At 71.2% G+C, this 14,104-nt stretch carries 13 protein-coding genes; all 13 read left to right on the forward strand.

What is annotated here, in order from left to right; translation table 11 throughout:
* Positions 1-14: 14 nt before the first annotated feature.
* A complete protein-coding gene (locus tag FHX52_RS13700) occupies positions 15-707 on the forward strand; it encodes a PH domain-containing protein (RefSeq protein ID WP_141822898.1) in 693 nt (230 codons plus the stop codon).
* Positions 708-788: 81 nt separating this feature from the next.
* A complete protein-coding gene (locus FHX52_RS13705; RefSeq protein WP_141822900.1) occupies positions 789-2,558 on the forward strand; it encodes an AMP-binding protein in 1,770 nt (589 codons plus the stop codon).
* Positions 2,555-3,259, forward strand: coding sequence for a histidine phosphatase family protein (locus tag FHX52_RS13710; protein WP_141822902.1), 705 nt, complete (start codon positions 2,555-2,557; stop codon positions 3,257-3,259). Before FHX52_RS13705 ends, FHX52_RS13710 begins: the two co-directional genes overlap by 4 nt.
* A 325-nt stretch (positions 3,260-3,584) precedes the next feature.
* Entirely contained in the window at positions 3,585-4,181 is a 597-nt protein-coding gene (locus FHX52_RS13715) for a sensor histidine kinase (RefSeq protein WP_185747281.1), read from the forward strand.
* A gap of 7 nt (positions 4,182-4,188) precedes the next feature.
* Positions 4,189-4,839 (forward strand): response regulator, encoded by a 651-nt coding sequence (locus FHX52_RS13720; protein ID WP_141822906.1) that lies wholly within the window; start codon positions 4,189-4,191, stop codon positions 4,837-4,839.
* Between the two features lie 90 nt (positions 4,840-4,929).
* Positions 4,930-5,634, forward strand: a complete 705-nt coding sequence (locus FHX52_RS13725; protein ID WP_185747282.1) for a response regulator transcription factor — start codon at positions 4,930-4,932, stop codon at positions 5,632-5,634.
* A gap of 93 nt (positions 5,635-5,727) precedes the next feature.
* Positions 5,728-6,930, forward strand: coding sequence for a DegT/DnrJ/EryC1/StrS family aminotransferase (locus FHX52_RS13730; RefSeq protein ID WP_246069965.1), 1,203 nt, complete (start codon positions 5,728-5,730; stop codon positions 6,928-6,930).
* A complete protein-coding gene (locus tag FHX52_RS13735) occupies positions 6,930-8,435 on the forward strand; it encodes a polysaccharide biosynthesis protein (RefSeq protein WP_246069966.1) in 1,506 nt (501 codons plus the stop codon). The genes FHX52_RS13730 and FHX52_RS13735 overlap by 1 nt, the downstream gene beginning before the upstream one ends.
* Before the next feature lie 113 nt (positions 8,436-8,548).
* Positions 8,549-10,015 (forward strand): RtcB family protein, encoded by a 1,467-nt coding sequence (locus FHX52_RS13740; RefSeq protein ID WP_141822910.1) that lies wholly within the window; start codon positions 8,549-8,551, stop codon positions 10,013-10,015.
* Between the two features lie 14 nt (positions 10,016-10,029).
* Entirely contained in the window at positions 10,030-11,430 is a 1,401-nt protein-coding gene (locus tag FHX52_RS23885; RefSeq protein WP_185747283.1) for a YveK family protein, read from the forward strand.
* Positions 11,430-12,497, forward strand: a complete 1,068-nt coding sequence (locus FHX52_RS13750; protein ID WP_141822912.1) for a hypothetical protein — start codon at positions 11,430-11,432, stop codon at positions 12,495-12,497. Before FHX52_RS23885 ends, FHX52_RS13750 begins: the two co-directional genes overlap by 1 nt.
* Positions 12,494-13,675 carry a glycosyltransferase gene (locus FHX52_RS13755; protein ID WP_246069967.1) on the forward strand — a complete coding sequence of 394 codons (1,182 nt, stop codon included), beginning with the start codon at positions 12,494-12,496 and terminating at the stop codon, positions 13,673-13,675. The genes FHX52_RS13750 and FHX52_RS13755 overlap by 4 nt, the downstream gene beginning before the upstream one ends.
* Entirely contained in the window at positions 13,672-14,088 is a 417-nt protein-coding gene (locus tag FHX52_RS13760; protein WP_141822914.1) for a hypothetical protein, read from the forward strand. The genes FHX52_RS13755 and FHX52_RS13760 overlap by 4 nt, the downstream gene beginning before the upstream one ends.
* The last annotated feature ends 16 nt before the right edge of the window (positions 14,089-14,104 follow it).

Here is a 14,104-nt window from a genome sequence, read left to right on the forward strand (position 1 = left end):
TGAAGGAGGACGTCGTGGGGTTCCCCGATAACGTGTTGGCCAAGGGCGAGAAGGTCGAGCGCGACCTGCACCCGCACTGGCTGACGGTGGTCGTGCCGACCATCTTCGGGCTGCTGCTCACCGCAGCCTGCGTCTTCATCGTCATCCAGACACCCGACGACGAGACCGGCAACCGCATCCAGTGGATCGCCGTCGCCGTGCTCGTGCTCGTCGCGATCCCGGCGGTCGTCGTGCCCTACCTGCGGTGGCGCACGACGCACTACGTCATCACGAGCCACCGGGTCATGGTGCGCCGCGGCATCCTCACCAAGCAGGGCAAGGACATCACGCTCTCGAAGATCACCGACGTGAGCTTCCAGCAGACGCTGGTCGACCGGATGATCCGGGCCGGGTCGCTGCACATCGAGTCGGCCGGCGACAGCCCCGACGAGAACCTCACGAACATCCCCAACAGCAACGTCGTCCAGCAGCTCATCAACCGCCTCATCGACGAGGACGACCTGCGCCGTCGGCACGGTCGCGGCTACGCGCCGGAGGCCTCGGGGCCGTATGACGGCGACGGTGGGCGCGGTGACGTCGGCCGCGGTGAGCGCGACCTCGACGGCGTCGACACGACGGCGGTGCCGCAGGGCGAACGGCCCGCGCGGCCCGAGCTGGCCGAGGAGCGCCGCCGCGAGCCGCGCGACCTGAGCGGCGCCGGCGACTGAGCCCTCCGGGAGCCCGGTTCGCAGGAGACGCGTCGCGCGTGATCGCTGCCCTGCCGGCCCGGCTCGTGGCACAGTCGGACCATGACGACGACGACCTCGACGACGAGCGCGACCGACGCCTACCGCGCCTCCCGTGACCAGTTGCTCGGCCTGCGGGGAGAGCACGAGCGGGCCGTCCGCGAGTTCGCCTTCCCCCACCTCGGCGACCGGTGGAACTGGGGCGTCGACTGGTTCGACGCGGTGGCCCGCGGCAACGACCGCAACGCGCTGACGATCGTCGAGGAGGACGAGTCGGCGGCCTCGGTCACGTTCGACGAGATGGCGCGCCGGTCCGACCAGGTCGCGGCCATGCTCACCTCGCTCGGGGTGCGTCGCGGCGACGCCGTCGTGCTCATGCTCGGCAACCAGGTCGAGCTGTGGGAGTCGATGCTCGCCGTCATCAAGCTCGGCGCCGTGGTCATGCCGACGACGACGGCGGTCGGGCCAGGTGACCTCGTCGACCGGATGGAGCGTGGGTCGGCGCGGGCCGTCATCACCAACGCCCGTGAGGTGCACAAGTTCGACGACGTGCCCGGTGACTACGTGCGGATCGCGGTCGGCGGGTCGTCGACCGGCGGGGCAGCGACCGACACGTCGGGCTGGGCCGACTACGCCGCACACCGCAGCCTCGAGGTGGGGCCGACCGAGCACCCGGGCACGGGCCCGGACGACCGGATGCTCCTCTACTTCACGTCGGGCACGACGAGCCGGCCCAAGCTCGTCGAGCACACGCAGGCGTCCTACCCGGTGGGGCACCTGTCGACGATGTACTGGCTCGGGCTGCAGCCGGGCGACGTCCACCTCAACATCAGCAGCCCCGGGTGGGCGAAGCACGCGTGGTCCTCGTTCTTCGCGCCATGGGCGGCGGAGGCCACGATCTTCGTCTACAACTACGTGCGCTTCGACCCGGCTGCGCTGCTCCGCGTGCTGCGCACCCACGACGTCACCTCGCTCTGTGCGCCGCCGACGGTGTGGCGAATGCTCATCACGTCCGACCTCTCCGGTGGGGCGGGGTCGCTGCGCGAGGTCATCGGCGCCGGCGAGCCGCTCAACCCCGAGGTCATCGCGCAGGTCGAGCGGGCCTGGGGCCTGACGATCCGCGACGGCTACGGCCAGACGGAGATGACGGCCGCCGTCGGCAACACCCCGGGCTCGCCCGTCAAGCCGGGGTCGATGGGCCGGCCGCTGCCGGGATGCCCCGTCGTGATCGTCGATCCCATCACGAATGCGCTTGTGTCCGAAGCGGACTCGTCGGGGGCGAGAGAGGGCGAGATCTGTCTCGACCTGTCGAAGCATCCCGTGCCACTCATGACCGGCTACCAGGGCGACGAGGAGCGCAACGCCGCTGCGATGGCCGGTGGTTTCTACCACACGGGCGACGTCGCCTCGATGGACGCCGACGGCTACATCACCTACGTCGGTCGCACCGACGACGTCTTCAAGGCGAGCGACTACAAGATCAGCCCGTTCGAGCTCGAGTCGGTGCTCATCGAGCACCCGGCGGTCGCCGAGGCCGCCGTCGTGCCGGCGCCCGACGCGCTGCGCCTCGCCGTCCCCAAGGCCTACATCGCGCTCGCGCCGGGCATCGAGCCGGGTGAGGGGGTGGCGCGGTCGATCCTCGCGCACGCCCGCGACAAGCTCGCGCCGTGGCAGCGGGTCCGGCGCATCGAGTTCTTCGAGCTGCCCAAGACGATCTCGGGCAAGATCCGTCGGGTCGAGCTGCGGAGGCGCGAGAACGACCTCGTCGCCTCGGGCGGCGAGCAGCCGGCGCTCGAGTGGCGCGACGACCAGTTCCCCGAGCTGCGCGGGTGAGCCCCGGGCAGGGGAGGGAGGGCCTCGAGCACCGGCCCGAACGCATCGTCCTCGTGCGCCACGGAGAGTCCGAGGGCAACGTCGACGAGACGGTCTACGAGCGGGTGCCGGACCATCGCCTCCGGCTGACCGACGTGGGGCTGGAGCAGGCCCGCCAGACCGGCGAGGTGCTGCGCGCGATGCTGGACGGCGGCTCGGTGGAGGCCTACGTCTCGCCCTACGTGCGCACCCGCCAGACGCTCGCGGCCCTCGACCTGCCCGTCGCCGAGCGTGACGTGCGGGTCGAGCCGCGCCTGCGTGAGCAGGACTGGGCCAACTTCCAGGACCCTGCCGACATCGCCGAGCAGAAGGCGCTGCGCGACCGCTACGGCCACTTCTACTACCGCTTCTCCCACGGCGAGTCGGGTTCCGACGTCTACGACCGGGTCTCGACGTTCCTCGAGTCGATGTTCCGCAACTTCGAGACACCCGCCGCGCCGCGCAACGTCGTCATCGTGACCCACGGCCTGACGATGCGCCTGTTCTGCATGCGGTGGTTCCACTGGAGCGTCGACTACTTCGAGTCGCTCGAGAACCCCGCCAACGGGCAGCCCGTCGTGCTGCGGCGCCAGCCCGACTTCCGCTACCGGCTCGAGCGGCCGTTCGCGCAGTGGGATGCCGCGGTCGTGCCCACCGAGCGCGAGCGGTCGAGCTGGATCTGACCGCAGATCCGGTCCGGCCGGACCGGTTCCACGAGATGAAAACGTAGGAATCGGGCAACGAGAGAAGCACTTCCGGGAATCAGGTGACGTGCCGCAGGGATTGGGTTTCACTGGGGGGGTAACAACACAGGCGAACTGGGGAGGCCGCCGACAACGAGCCCGGGGGGGATTCGTTGAGTGGGTTCAACAGTGGAGATCGAACATGTCCAAAACAGGCCAGTGGGAGCCGGGGGGCGGCGCAAGGTCGGGGTGGAGGCCGACGAGGGGGCACCGCTCCGGATCAGGAAGAACGGCGTTGCGGGGTGCGGCGGGGGGATCGGCATCGATGCCGGCACCGACGAGCGCGACGGTGCGCGCCCTGTGTCACGACTTGCGACATCCGCTCTCGGTGATCGAGCGTCTGGCCGAGCTCGACGGTGTCGAGTGCGCCGACGACGAGGCCAGGAAGCGCCTCGACGAGATCGGGCGAGAGGCTGCCTGGCTGAGCGAGCTCGTGGACTCCGTCCTGGGAGGGCGTGCAGCGCGTGAGGTCGATCTGCTGGATCTCGCCGAGGTGGCCCGCTCCGCCCGTGAGCTGGCAGCGGCGGGTGCGACGTGCCGGATCACCGTGGACACGGTGCAGCGGGTGCCGGTCCGGGGCTGCCGTCCTGACCTCGTGCGCGCCGCGCTGTGCCTGCTCGACAACGCCATCCGGGCGGCCGGTCGAGACGGCCACGTGCAGATGCAGGTGGATGGTGATGCCACGAGCGGATGGCTGGCGATCACCGACGACGGGCCCGGACTGGGAGGGCTGAGTGCCCAGCACTCCCTCGGGTTGGCAATCGTTCGGGCCATCCTCGCCGACCACGGAGGTCGACTGGAGCTGCGCAACCTCCCCAGCGGAGGAGCCCTCGCCGTCATGCACGTGCCGACGCCGGGGTGAGGTCACCATGCGACTCGTCGTCTGTGACGACCATCGGCTGTTGTTGGAAGCGCTGGCGGTGTCACTGCGAGCACGAGGACATGACGTGGTCGACCTGTGCACCACCCCTGAGGCGGGCCTGGAAGCCGTGACGCGACACCAACCCGACGTGTGCCTCCTCGACCTGCACTTCCCGGAGGGCACCAGCTTGCAGGCCCTGCGGGCCATGGTGGCGCGGTGCCCCGACACGCGGGTGGTCGTCTTCTCGGCTGCAGCCGATCCGCAGGCCGTCTCCGGTGCATTGGCGCTTGGAGCGGCGGGCTACCTCCTCAAGTCGATGAGCATGGAAGAGATCTGCGAGATGCTCGACCACGCGGCGCGAGGCCAGGTCGCCGTGGAGCCGGGGCTGTTGAGGCAGGCCTTCCTCCCACCGTCGGCGCAGGATCCCTTGTGGGTGCTGCGCTTTCTCACCGACCGCGAATGGGATGCGCTGCGCTGCATCACCCGGGGGATGAGCACGGACCAGATCGCTCGGCAGCTCGGCGTGCGACGCAGCACCGCCCGGACCCATGTGCAGAATCTGCTCCACAAGCTCGGAGTCCACTCCCGTCTCGAGGCGGCCGCCCTGATGGCAGACCATGCCGCCGAGGAGGACTGGCCAGCGCGTCTCCGGTCCTGAACGGCCACAAGGGGATACGGCATCCGGCGTAGGACGCGGTCCACCCGATGCACGGTCCGTTCCGGCGTCGGGGGGTGCATGCTCTGCCGCATGACGCCCGATCCGGTCCGCGTCGCGCTGGTGGCCCACAGCCGGCTCGAGGTCGATGCGCTGGGCGAGGCTCTCTCCGCGCTCGGCACCGTGGAGGTCGTCGGCCGTGCCACCTCGGCCGCCGACGGGCTCGCGCTGGTCCACGCGGTGCGTCCCGATGTGGTGGTGGCCGATCTCTCGCCTGACGACGAGGCGAGCCTCGACCTTGCCCGCCTGGCGCTCGCCACCCAGACGGACCTCGGAGTGGTGCTCATAGCCGAGCCAGGGCACCGGCTGGCCACCGCCGAGGCCATCGCCATGGGCGTGCGCGGCTGGGTCCACAGCGACGACTCGCTGGCGAGCCTGGTCGTCGCCATCGAGGGGGTCGCGTGCGGGGAGCTGCGCCTGCCCTCGGATGTCCTGAGCCTGGCGGTCTCGCCACCGCCTGACGTCGCCCGCGAGGACGCGCACCTGCTCATCGACCATCTGACGCGGCGGCAGACCGATGTGCTGCGATGCCTCGTGGGCGGGTGCTCCCGCAGCGAGACCGCGCTCATGCTGTCGATGTCCACACACACCGTGCGTACCCATGTCGCGGCCATCCTGCGCCGGCTCCGGGTGCACTCGACCCTCGAGGCAGTCGTGATCGCGCGACGGGCCGGGCTTCCCGGGCGGAGTCATGAGACCGACGCTCCGTCGAAAAGCGTAGAGGCGCTCAGCCCCTGATCGGGTGTCCGCTCTCCTCGGCCTTCCTACGGTCGTAACAGCAGGAAGGCCTCGTCGTACAGACGGGCCTGACCCCCGACACGAGGAGAAGTCGTGACCAGCGAGACGCTGACCGCTCGCCCGCTCACCCGCTCGTCAGTCGCCCCGCGACCCCTCCCGATCCCGTTCGCGCGTGCCGTGCTGACGCCCGAGGCTCGGGCTGCGGCGAACCGGGTGCTGGAGTCGGGTTGGCTGACGACGGGGCCGGAGGTGGCCGACTTCGAGGAGGAGCTCGCGGCTCAGGTCGGGGCTCGTCGGGGCGTTGCGGTGAGCTCGTGCACAGCCGCGATCGAGCTCGTGCTGCGGGGGATGGACCTGCCTGCCGGCGCCAAGGTGCTCATGAGCGCCGACACCTTCTGCGGCGCTGCTGCTGCCATCCTCCATGCCGGGCTCGTTCCGGTGCTGGCCGACGTCGATCCCGCGACCGCCATGCCCGGACCTCGCGAGATCCGGTCGGCGGCCGTGGCTGCGGGCGGCGTCGACGCCATGGTCGTCGTGCACCTCGGCGGCTCACCGACCGACGTCGTGGCCGCGGCCGATGCCGCGCAGGTGCCGCTGCGGCGCGTCGTCGAGGACGCTGCTCACGCCCTCGGTGCGTCCGTGGCGGGGCGGCCGGTGGGCACCCTCTCGAGGGCGACCTGTTTCAGCTTCTATGCGACGAAGAACCTCGCCATCGGTGAGGGCGGAATGGTCACGACCGACGATGACGACCTCGCCGACGTCCTGCTCAGCACGCGCCTGCACGGCATGTCGAGAGACGCCTGGCGTCGCTATCTCCCCGGCGGGTCCTGGCGCTACGACGTGCGCCACGAGGGCCTCAAGGCCAACCTCACCGATGTGCAGGCCGCCGTGGGCCGTGCCCAGCTCGTCGCCTTCCCACGGCACCAGCAGCGACGAGCGGCCCTGGCCGCGCGCTACGACGCGCGCCTCAGCGGGCTGGACGGCATACGGCTGCCTCCTCGGACCGCCCTCGGGACCCATGCGTGGCACCTCTACGCGGTGCGCGTCCGCCCGCCCTTCCCCATCAACCGCGACGAGCTCATCGAGCGGTTGGCCCGGCGAGGGATCGGGACCTCGGTGCACTTCATCCCCCTGCACTGCCTCGAGTGGTATGCGGCCCACTGCGTGCTGCCACCCGGAGGCCTGCCGGGGGCCGACGAGGTCTACGCGGAGACGCTCTCGCTGCCGTTCGACCAGCACCTGACCGATGACGAGCTCGACGCCGTGAGTGCGGCGATCTGGCAGGAGGGGATGTGATGACCACCGAGGTGATGCGACACGGGGCCGGGCTGTCATCCGTTCCCGGCAGCCTTCGAACACTGGTCGTGGGGGCCGGGGAGGCCGGAAAGGCGCTGGCGCGTGACCTGCAGCACGTGCCGGACTTCGGGCTGACGCCGATCGGCTTCCTCGACGACGACCCCGCCAAGACGCAGGTGCGACACCTGCCCGTTCTCGGCACCCTGACCGACCTCCTCCAGGTCTGCACCGCGCACCGGGTCGACGTCGTGGTCTTGGCGATCCCGGGGCTCCCGGAGGCCGAGGTGCAGCGCCTCGCAACGACCGCGGCCAGGGTCGGCGCGAGTGTCCGACGGCTGCCGTCCTTCGTCCGTCTCCTGCAGCGCGACGTCGTCGGCACCGACCTGCGCTCTCTCGATGTCGCGACCCTCATCGGGCGCAACGAGGTCCACGTCGCCTCGCCCGAGGCGGCCAGCATCATCCGTGACCGGGTCGTGCTCGTCACGGGCGCGGGTGGCTCGATCGGGAGCGAGCTGTGCCGTCAGGTCAATGGTTTCGGACCTGCCCGCCTCGTCATGCTCGACCACGACGAGTCCAACCTCCACCGGCTCCAGCTCGAGCTGCACGGTGAGGCGTTCCTCGACTCACACGACGTGGTCGTGGCCGACATCCGCGATGCGGGCCGGATGCGTCAGGTCATGGAGGCCTTCCGCCCCCAGGTGGTCTTCCACGCGGCCGCGCTCAAGCACCTGCCGATGCTCGAGGAGCACCCGTGCGAGGGGGTGAAGTCCAACGTCCAGGGCACCGACAACGTCCTCTGTGCCGCAGTGGACTGCGACGTCGAGCGGTTCGTCGTCATCTCGACCGACAAGGCGGCCGATCCGACCTCCGTCCTCGGAGCGACGAAGGCGCTCGCGGAGCTCGTCGTCAAGGCCCACACCGGGGGTCGCACCGTCGTGTCGGCTGTGCGCTTCGGCAACGTGCTGGGCAGCCGCGGGTCGCTGCTACCGGTCCTCGTGGCCCAGATGGCCAACGGACGCGAGGTGACCGTCACCCACCCGGACGTCACCCGCTACTTCATGACGATCGAGGAGGCCGTCGGCCTCGTGCTGGAGTCCGCCTACCTGACGACGGGAGGCGAGACCTTCGTGCTCGACATGGGGGCGCCGGTGCGCATCGTCGACCTGGTGGCCAGCTTCGCGCGGCAGCTCGAGGTGCCGGACGTGGGCATCCGCTTCACCGGTCTGCGGCCCGGCGAGAAGCTGCACGAGGCACTCTTCAGCGAGTCCGAGGAGTGCTTCCCGACGAGCCACCCGCGCATCTTCGCAGCCCGCGCCGTGCGCCCCTGTGGGGACTTCGAGCGACACCTGCACTGGCTCTACGAGGCAGCGGGTCGCAACGCCGCCGACGAGGTGCGCCGACGGATGGTCGCCGCGCTGCCCGACTTCCGGCCCGACGGCGATGACTCGGCACGGGCTCCGGCTGCAATCCCGTCGACGTGGGCGCCGTACCCCGACGACTACTGACGACGTCAGGTGGATGCCCGCACAGGCGGACACCCCACGGGGCGACGTGCGGACACGCAACCGCGCGACGCCACTGCGGACGCACCCGCATCGAGGAATGGACAGGTGACACAGTGAGGATCGACGTCATCAGCAGCCGCTCGGCACCCGGGCCGAGTGCGGGGGCCGGCCCGCGGGCCACCGGCGTAAGGGTCTTCGAGAGCGACGCACTCCGCGCCGACCGGGCGCTTGTCGGCTCCCTGGAGTCGGCCACGTCCGACATGGACCTCGCCGCGCCACCGGTCGTCCTGCCGGACTTCCACCACAAGTCGGCCATGGAGATGCCCTCGAGCATCGCTGTTGCGACGGTGGGCACGATCAGGCCGACGCTGACCAGCTCGTCGGTCAACTGCGGGATGGCCCTGATGACCCTCGACTGCGACCGTCCCTCCGACGCCGCGGTGAGCGAGTTCTACCGACGGGTGCGCGAGCGTTACCCATATCCCACGACGAGACGGCGCGACCTCAGCCGCCGAGACGTCATCGACGCCGCCGTCGGCGGGGGCGAGTTCGCCGTCGACCGCTACGGCGTGGACGCGCTTGAGCTGGAGCGGGTCGAGGAGCACGGTCGTCTGGACCTCACGCGCTGGGGTGGCTCCGATCGACTCGTCTCCGAGGTGCCTGCCCTCACGTGGCAGCTGGCCCGGATGCGGTTCGGCACGGTCGGTCCGAGCAACCACTTCGTCGAGCTGCAGGAGGTCGAAGAGATCCTCGACCCACGGGCCGCCGAGCTGCTCGGTGTCCGCCAGGGTCAGGTGACGCTGCAGTACCACGCCGGAGGTGGCGTGCTCACCGGGGAGATCGGCCACCTCTTCGCGCGGCGCAAGGACACCAAACGGATCATGCAGGCTGCCATGGCGGTGCAGAAGCCGCTGTTCCACCTCGCCACCGCCCGCTCGGTCGAGCAGGTGCGCGAGCGGATGCGGCTCTTCTTCACCGTGGCGACACCGCCCGTCTCCCTCGACTCCGACGAGGGACAGCGGCTCATGCTCGCCAACGCCGCAGCCATGAACTACGGCTACGCCTTCCGCATGACGACCTACCACGCCCTGCGGCAGATCGCGGCGGCCGTCTTCGGTGGGGCTCGTGGGCGACTCGTCGTCGACTCGCCGCACAACTCGATCTACGAGGAGGAGATCGAGGGCACGACGGCGGTCGTCCACCGCCACAACTCGTGCCGCGCCTACCCCGCGTCGCGGATGAGGCCGGGCACGACGTTCGCTCAGACGGGCCAGGCGGTGCTCCTGCCCGGGACCCATCGCACGTCGTCCTACCTCGCGGTCGCGGGCGGCTCGAGCGGTGCCAGCCTGCACTCGGCCTGCCACGGGGCGGGGACCGTGATCGACCAGTTCGCCCGGGACGGCTCCTCCGGCCCCGATCGCGAGGGTCGGCACACCCTGAGGTTCGGCTACTCGGACACCGCGCCGGCGCACTGCGCGCACCTCGACGACGCCGGGGTGAATGCGGCGATGTCGGTGCTGTCGGGCCACGGGATCGTACGGCCGGTAGCCCGGCTGCGTCCCTTCGCGGTGCTGCACTAGGGAAGGGGAGCACGATGCGGATGGAAGAGGCAGTGCGCCGCCTGATCGGCGGGTACTGGTGGTTGCTGCTGCTGTGCACGACCGTGGGGGCCGTTGGCGCCGCCGGGTATGCCGTGCACCAGCCCCCGCAGTACCAAGCCGTGGCGCGGGTCCAGATGTCGGGCGGGTTCGCCAGCTCGAACGTCGAGGCGGACGCCGTCACGCAGTGGCTCCAGGGAATCGTCACCAGCCCGGGGCTCGTGCAGACGGCGATGACCGCGGCTGGAGTGCTCGGTGACCCCGGGGTCTTCGCGGACCAGTCGATCAGCGTGCGACGCATCGGCGTGTCCTCGGTCAACGACGTGGTGGTCAGCACTCCTGAGCGCGGCCAGTCACTCGCGGTGGCCAAGGCCCTCGTCGCAGGAGCGACGCGCTACTCCAACCGGGCGCGCGAGAGCGACCTCGAGCGGACGCACTCGTTGACCCAGCAGATCGACAGGCTCACGGCAGACCAGGGGCGACTCATCAAGGCTCTGGCCACGGCTTCGCCCGGTGCCGTCCTCGAGCTGCAGGCCCGCCTCAGTGCGAGCCAGCCGACACTGGCCGATCTCCTGCGTCAGAGAGCCGACCTCGTGACGGCGACGGCCGCCCGCTCCTCGATCGGGGTGCTGGATCCTCCGCACCCGGTGGACGATCCCGTCGTGCTGTCCCCGGTCCAGCTCGGCTGCCTCGGAGCCCTCGCCGGGTTGATCGTGGGACTCGGCATCGCCGCCCTGCTCGAGATGGCGCGCCCCCGGGTCCGTGGAGCCAGCTGGGTCGCTGAGGACCTCGGGGTGCCCCTGCTCATCACGTTGCCACGTCGGTCGCTCACGCATCCCCGGACGCTGGAGGCCCTCCACGAACTGTGCGTGGAGCTGTCGCTGACCTTGCGACGGCATCCCCGTGGAAGGGTGCTCCTGCTCGCCGTGGAGCCCCGCGGCTCCGATCGGGTCGCCCGCCTGGCAGCCGAGCTGAGCAGGTCCACGCGGCTGCCCATCGTGGCGGGCGTCGACGCTCTCACACAGGCTGACGGGTCGCTCGACCCCGAGCTCGGCCCCGACTCCGAGATCCTCGTCGTGGCCGTCGCTCCCGTCGTCGTGAGCCGGCGCCGGCTCGACGCCTTCGCGGCACGCGCCGCCGCCCGCGGCTGGCCCGTGCTCGGCGTGGTCATCATCCGAGGCCGACGGATCCGCGGCTGGTCCGAGTTCCCCGCCGCCGCCCCGGCGGCTGCTCATGCCGACGGTGTTGCTCGAGGACGGTCCGCGGTGACCGTGCGCGAGCGTGACCTGGTCCCCGGCGTTCCCCACGTCATCGCCTCGTCAACCCATCGACAGCTGAACGGGCGCTCCGACGGCCGGCCCGGTGCCGCGACGCAGCTGAAAGGCGTGGAGTCGTGATGTCACTGCGGACCAGCATGTGCGGGCTCACCGTGGACATCGGCGCATCGACCCCCCGGTGGTCGCGTCTCGTCGAGCGCGCCCTGGGCGGCCCGACCGTCGCTGCCGATGACGACTCGGCTGCGAAGGCCGCCGACCTGGTGATCCACATCGAGGACTCGCGGAGCCCGTTCCCGGTGGGCGGGCTGGCGCCCGTGACCCGTGGCGCCTGGGCCGGCGACGGCACGGTCGTGCTCGAGGACGCGTGCGGGAGCGGGGTCGACCTGCGACTGCAGGTGCTACCGCCTCTCCTCGTCGTGACGGCGCGACCTCGGCCTGCGGCTCGGCACCGTCTGCTGCGGGCGGCCGCCCCGGGCCGCACCGAGCTGCTGCATCGGGCAGCGGTCCTGCAGTTCCCCGCGCTCTGGTGGGCCGGCTGCACCGGAGCGGTGCCGCTCCACGTCTCGGCGGCCCAGGTCGGCGAGCTCGGTGTCGCCCTCGCGGGCGCCGGTGGGGTGGGCAAGTCGACACTGCTCGGCACGCTGCTGCCCGCGCAGGGTCGACCGGTGAGCGACAACGTGTGCGTGTGGGACGGTCGCACCCTGTGGGCGCTTCCCGAGCCGCGGCGCGTGACTCCCGACACCGTCGAGCCCGGGCAGCCCGCGCAGCCCGGGGGCAGGACGAGCGAGCGGTCACGCCACGGTCGGATGCCGCACGGACGAGAGGAGAGAGAATGGGCGTCGCGTCAGCCAGGAGTCGAGCCCTCTCTCGTGCTCGTCGTCACGCGAGGCACCGGCAACAGTCCCTCGGTCGCCCCGGTGACCGAGCACCGGTGCGCGCGGATGCTGGTCGGCGGCACGTATGCCGCGGGTGAGCTGGGCCGCTACTGGGCCTTCGCCGCCACCCTGGCGCTCGCCACCGGGATCGGGCCGGCCCACCCCCCGGTGACCCAGGCGGCCGAACGGCTGTCTGCTGCAGTGCCCTGCGTACGCGTGGAGCTGGCGGGTCGTAGGACCTCCGTCCCGCTCGTCGAGCTCGTCGAGCGGGCCGCCGCGCTCGCTCGACCATTGACGGGGTCGGTGCGATGAGGCAGAAGGTCGCCCACGTCATCACTCGCTGCATGGCCGGCGCCGGAGGGGTCGCCGTGCGGGGCGCCGTCAGCCTTCCGAGTGACCGCTACGAGAGCACGCTCGTCGTGGGCTCCGGCGACGGGCTGCTCGACGTGGCGCGGGCCCATGGCATCGACGTCGTCGTCGTGCCGGAGCTGGTGGCCCCGATCCGCCCGACCCACGATGCGCAGGCGCTGGCCTCTCTCGTGGCGCTCATGAGGTCGAGGAACTTCGACGTCGTCCACACCCACAGCGCGAAAGCCGGTGTGCTCGGTCGCGTCGCGGCGTCGCGGGTGCGCACTCCGAGGATCGTGCACACCCTGCACGGCTTCCCGTGGCACGACTTCCAGAGGGCACCGGTGCGGCGCACCTACATCCGCATCGAGCAGGAGCTCTCGCGGATCACGGACGCCTACCTCGCGGTCGGCACCGCCGTCGCGGTCGAGGCCGTGAGACGAGGGATCGCGCGACCGGAACAGATCACGACGATCGGGCCGGCCGTCGAGCGCACGCAGATCCTGGCGTCGCCATGGACCCGGGCCCGGGCCCGGTCTGCCCTGGGCCTGGGTCCGAACGATCTCGTCGTCGGCACCGTGGGGCGCCTCGACTACCAGAAGGCCCCTGAGGTCATGCTCGAGGCCGTGAAGCGCGCCACGACGTCGCCGACGCTGGTGTGGGTGGGCGGAGGGTCGCTCCTCGAGGAGGCGGCACGCCGATGTCGGCAGCTGGGGATCGAGGACCGCGTGCTGCTGCTCGGGAACCGCGAGGACGTGGCGGACCTGCTGCCGGCCTTCGACGTCTTCGCGATGTCGAGCCGCTACGAAGGACTCCCGTGTGCGGTCGTGGAAGCCCAGGACTGCGGGATACCTGTCGTCGCCACCTGCGTCAACGCGGTCTCCGACGTCGTCGTGCCCGGTGTCACCGGCCTGCTCGTCCGGCCGGAGCAGCCGGCGCAGCTGGCGAGGGCGATCGACTTCGCACTCACGCATCCGAGAGACGCGGCCCGGTGGGTCGTGGCGGCTCGCGAGCAGCTCGGTCAACGATACGACTCGAGCACGCTCGGCTCGACGTTGTGCGACGTCTACGAGCTCGCACCCGTTGCGAGGCGGCCCCGGCCGGCGCCGGGCCACGCCCCGCCATCGGCGGTGCCAGCATGACGGCGGTCGCCGCTGCCCTGCGACTGCTCGTGCCGGCAGGCACCCCCGTCATCTCGGTGACGGAGGCTACGTCGAGCGCCCCTCTGCCCTCAGTGCCCTCACCGGGTGTCGTCGTGGTCATCGACGAGCGACCACTGGGTCGGGCCCGTGCGCGCCGGGTGGCACGCGAGCGTGGGATCGTCGTGGACCGGGAGCTGCTCGCCCTCCCCACGACCTCGGGCGCGACCTTCATCGCCGAGGACGCCCCGGAGAGCCTCGGGTGGCTCTGGCACAGTTTCGTCACCGTGCCTCCTGGCCGCAGCCGGGGAGCCGCGGGTCTCAGCCTCATCGCACGCTCGTCCCGCGGCTCGGCACTGCTGCGCGTCGTCGGGCGGCTCGTGGGGACGCGGCTGCTGATCGGACACCGACCGTGAGCGCGGCGAGCGCGGT

This window comes from Humibacillus xanthopallidus, from assembly GCF_006717145.1.
GTDB classification, from domain to species: Bacteria; Actinomycetota; Actinomycetes; order Actinomycetales; family Dermatophilaceae; genus Humibacillus; species Humibacillus xanthopallidus.

Bases quoted from the DNA above. Each gene is read 5' to 3' on its own strand.
- FHX52_RS13705 (WP_141822900.1), top strand. From the start codon at position 789: ATGACGACGACGACCTCGACGACGAGCGCGACCGACGCCTACCGCGCC.
- FHX52_RS13715 (WP_185747281.1), top strand. From the start codon at position 3,585: ATGCCGGCACCGACGAGCGCGACGGTGCGCGCCCTGTGTCACGACTTG.
- FHX52_RS13720 (WP_141822906.1), top strand. From the start codon at position 4,189: ATGCGACTCGTCGTCTGTGACGACCATCGGCTGTTGTTGGAAGCGCTG.
- FHX52_RS13725 (WP_185747282.1), top strand. From the start codon at position 4,930: ATGACGCCCGATCCGGTCCGCGTCGCGCTGGTGGCCCACAGCCGGCTC.
- FHX52_RS13735 (WP_246069966.1), top strand. From the start codon at position 6,930: ATGACCACCGAGGTGATGCGACACGGGGCCGGGCTGTCATCCGTTCCC.
- FHX52_RS23885 (WP_185747283.1), top strand. From the start codon at position 10,030: ATGCGGATGGAAGAGGCAGTGCGCCGCCTGATCGGCGGGTACTGGTGG.
- FHX52_RS13750 (WP_141822912.1), top strand. From the start codon at position 11,430: ATGTCACTGCGGACCAGCATGTGCGGGCTCACCGTGGACATCGGCGCA.
- FHX52_RS13755 (WP_246069967.1), top strand. From the start codon at position 12,494: ATGAGGCAGAAGGTCGCCCACGTCATCACTCGCTGCATGGCCGGCGCC.
- FHX52_RS13760 (WP_141822914.1), top strand. From the start codon at position 13,672: ATGACGGCGGTCGCCGCTGCCCTGCGACTGCTCGTGCCGGCAGGCACC.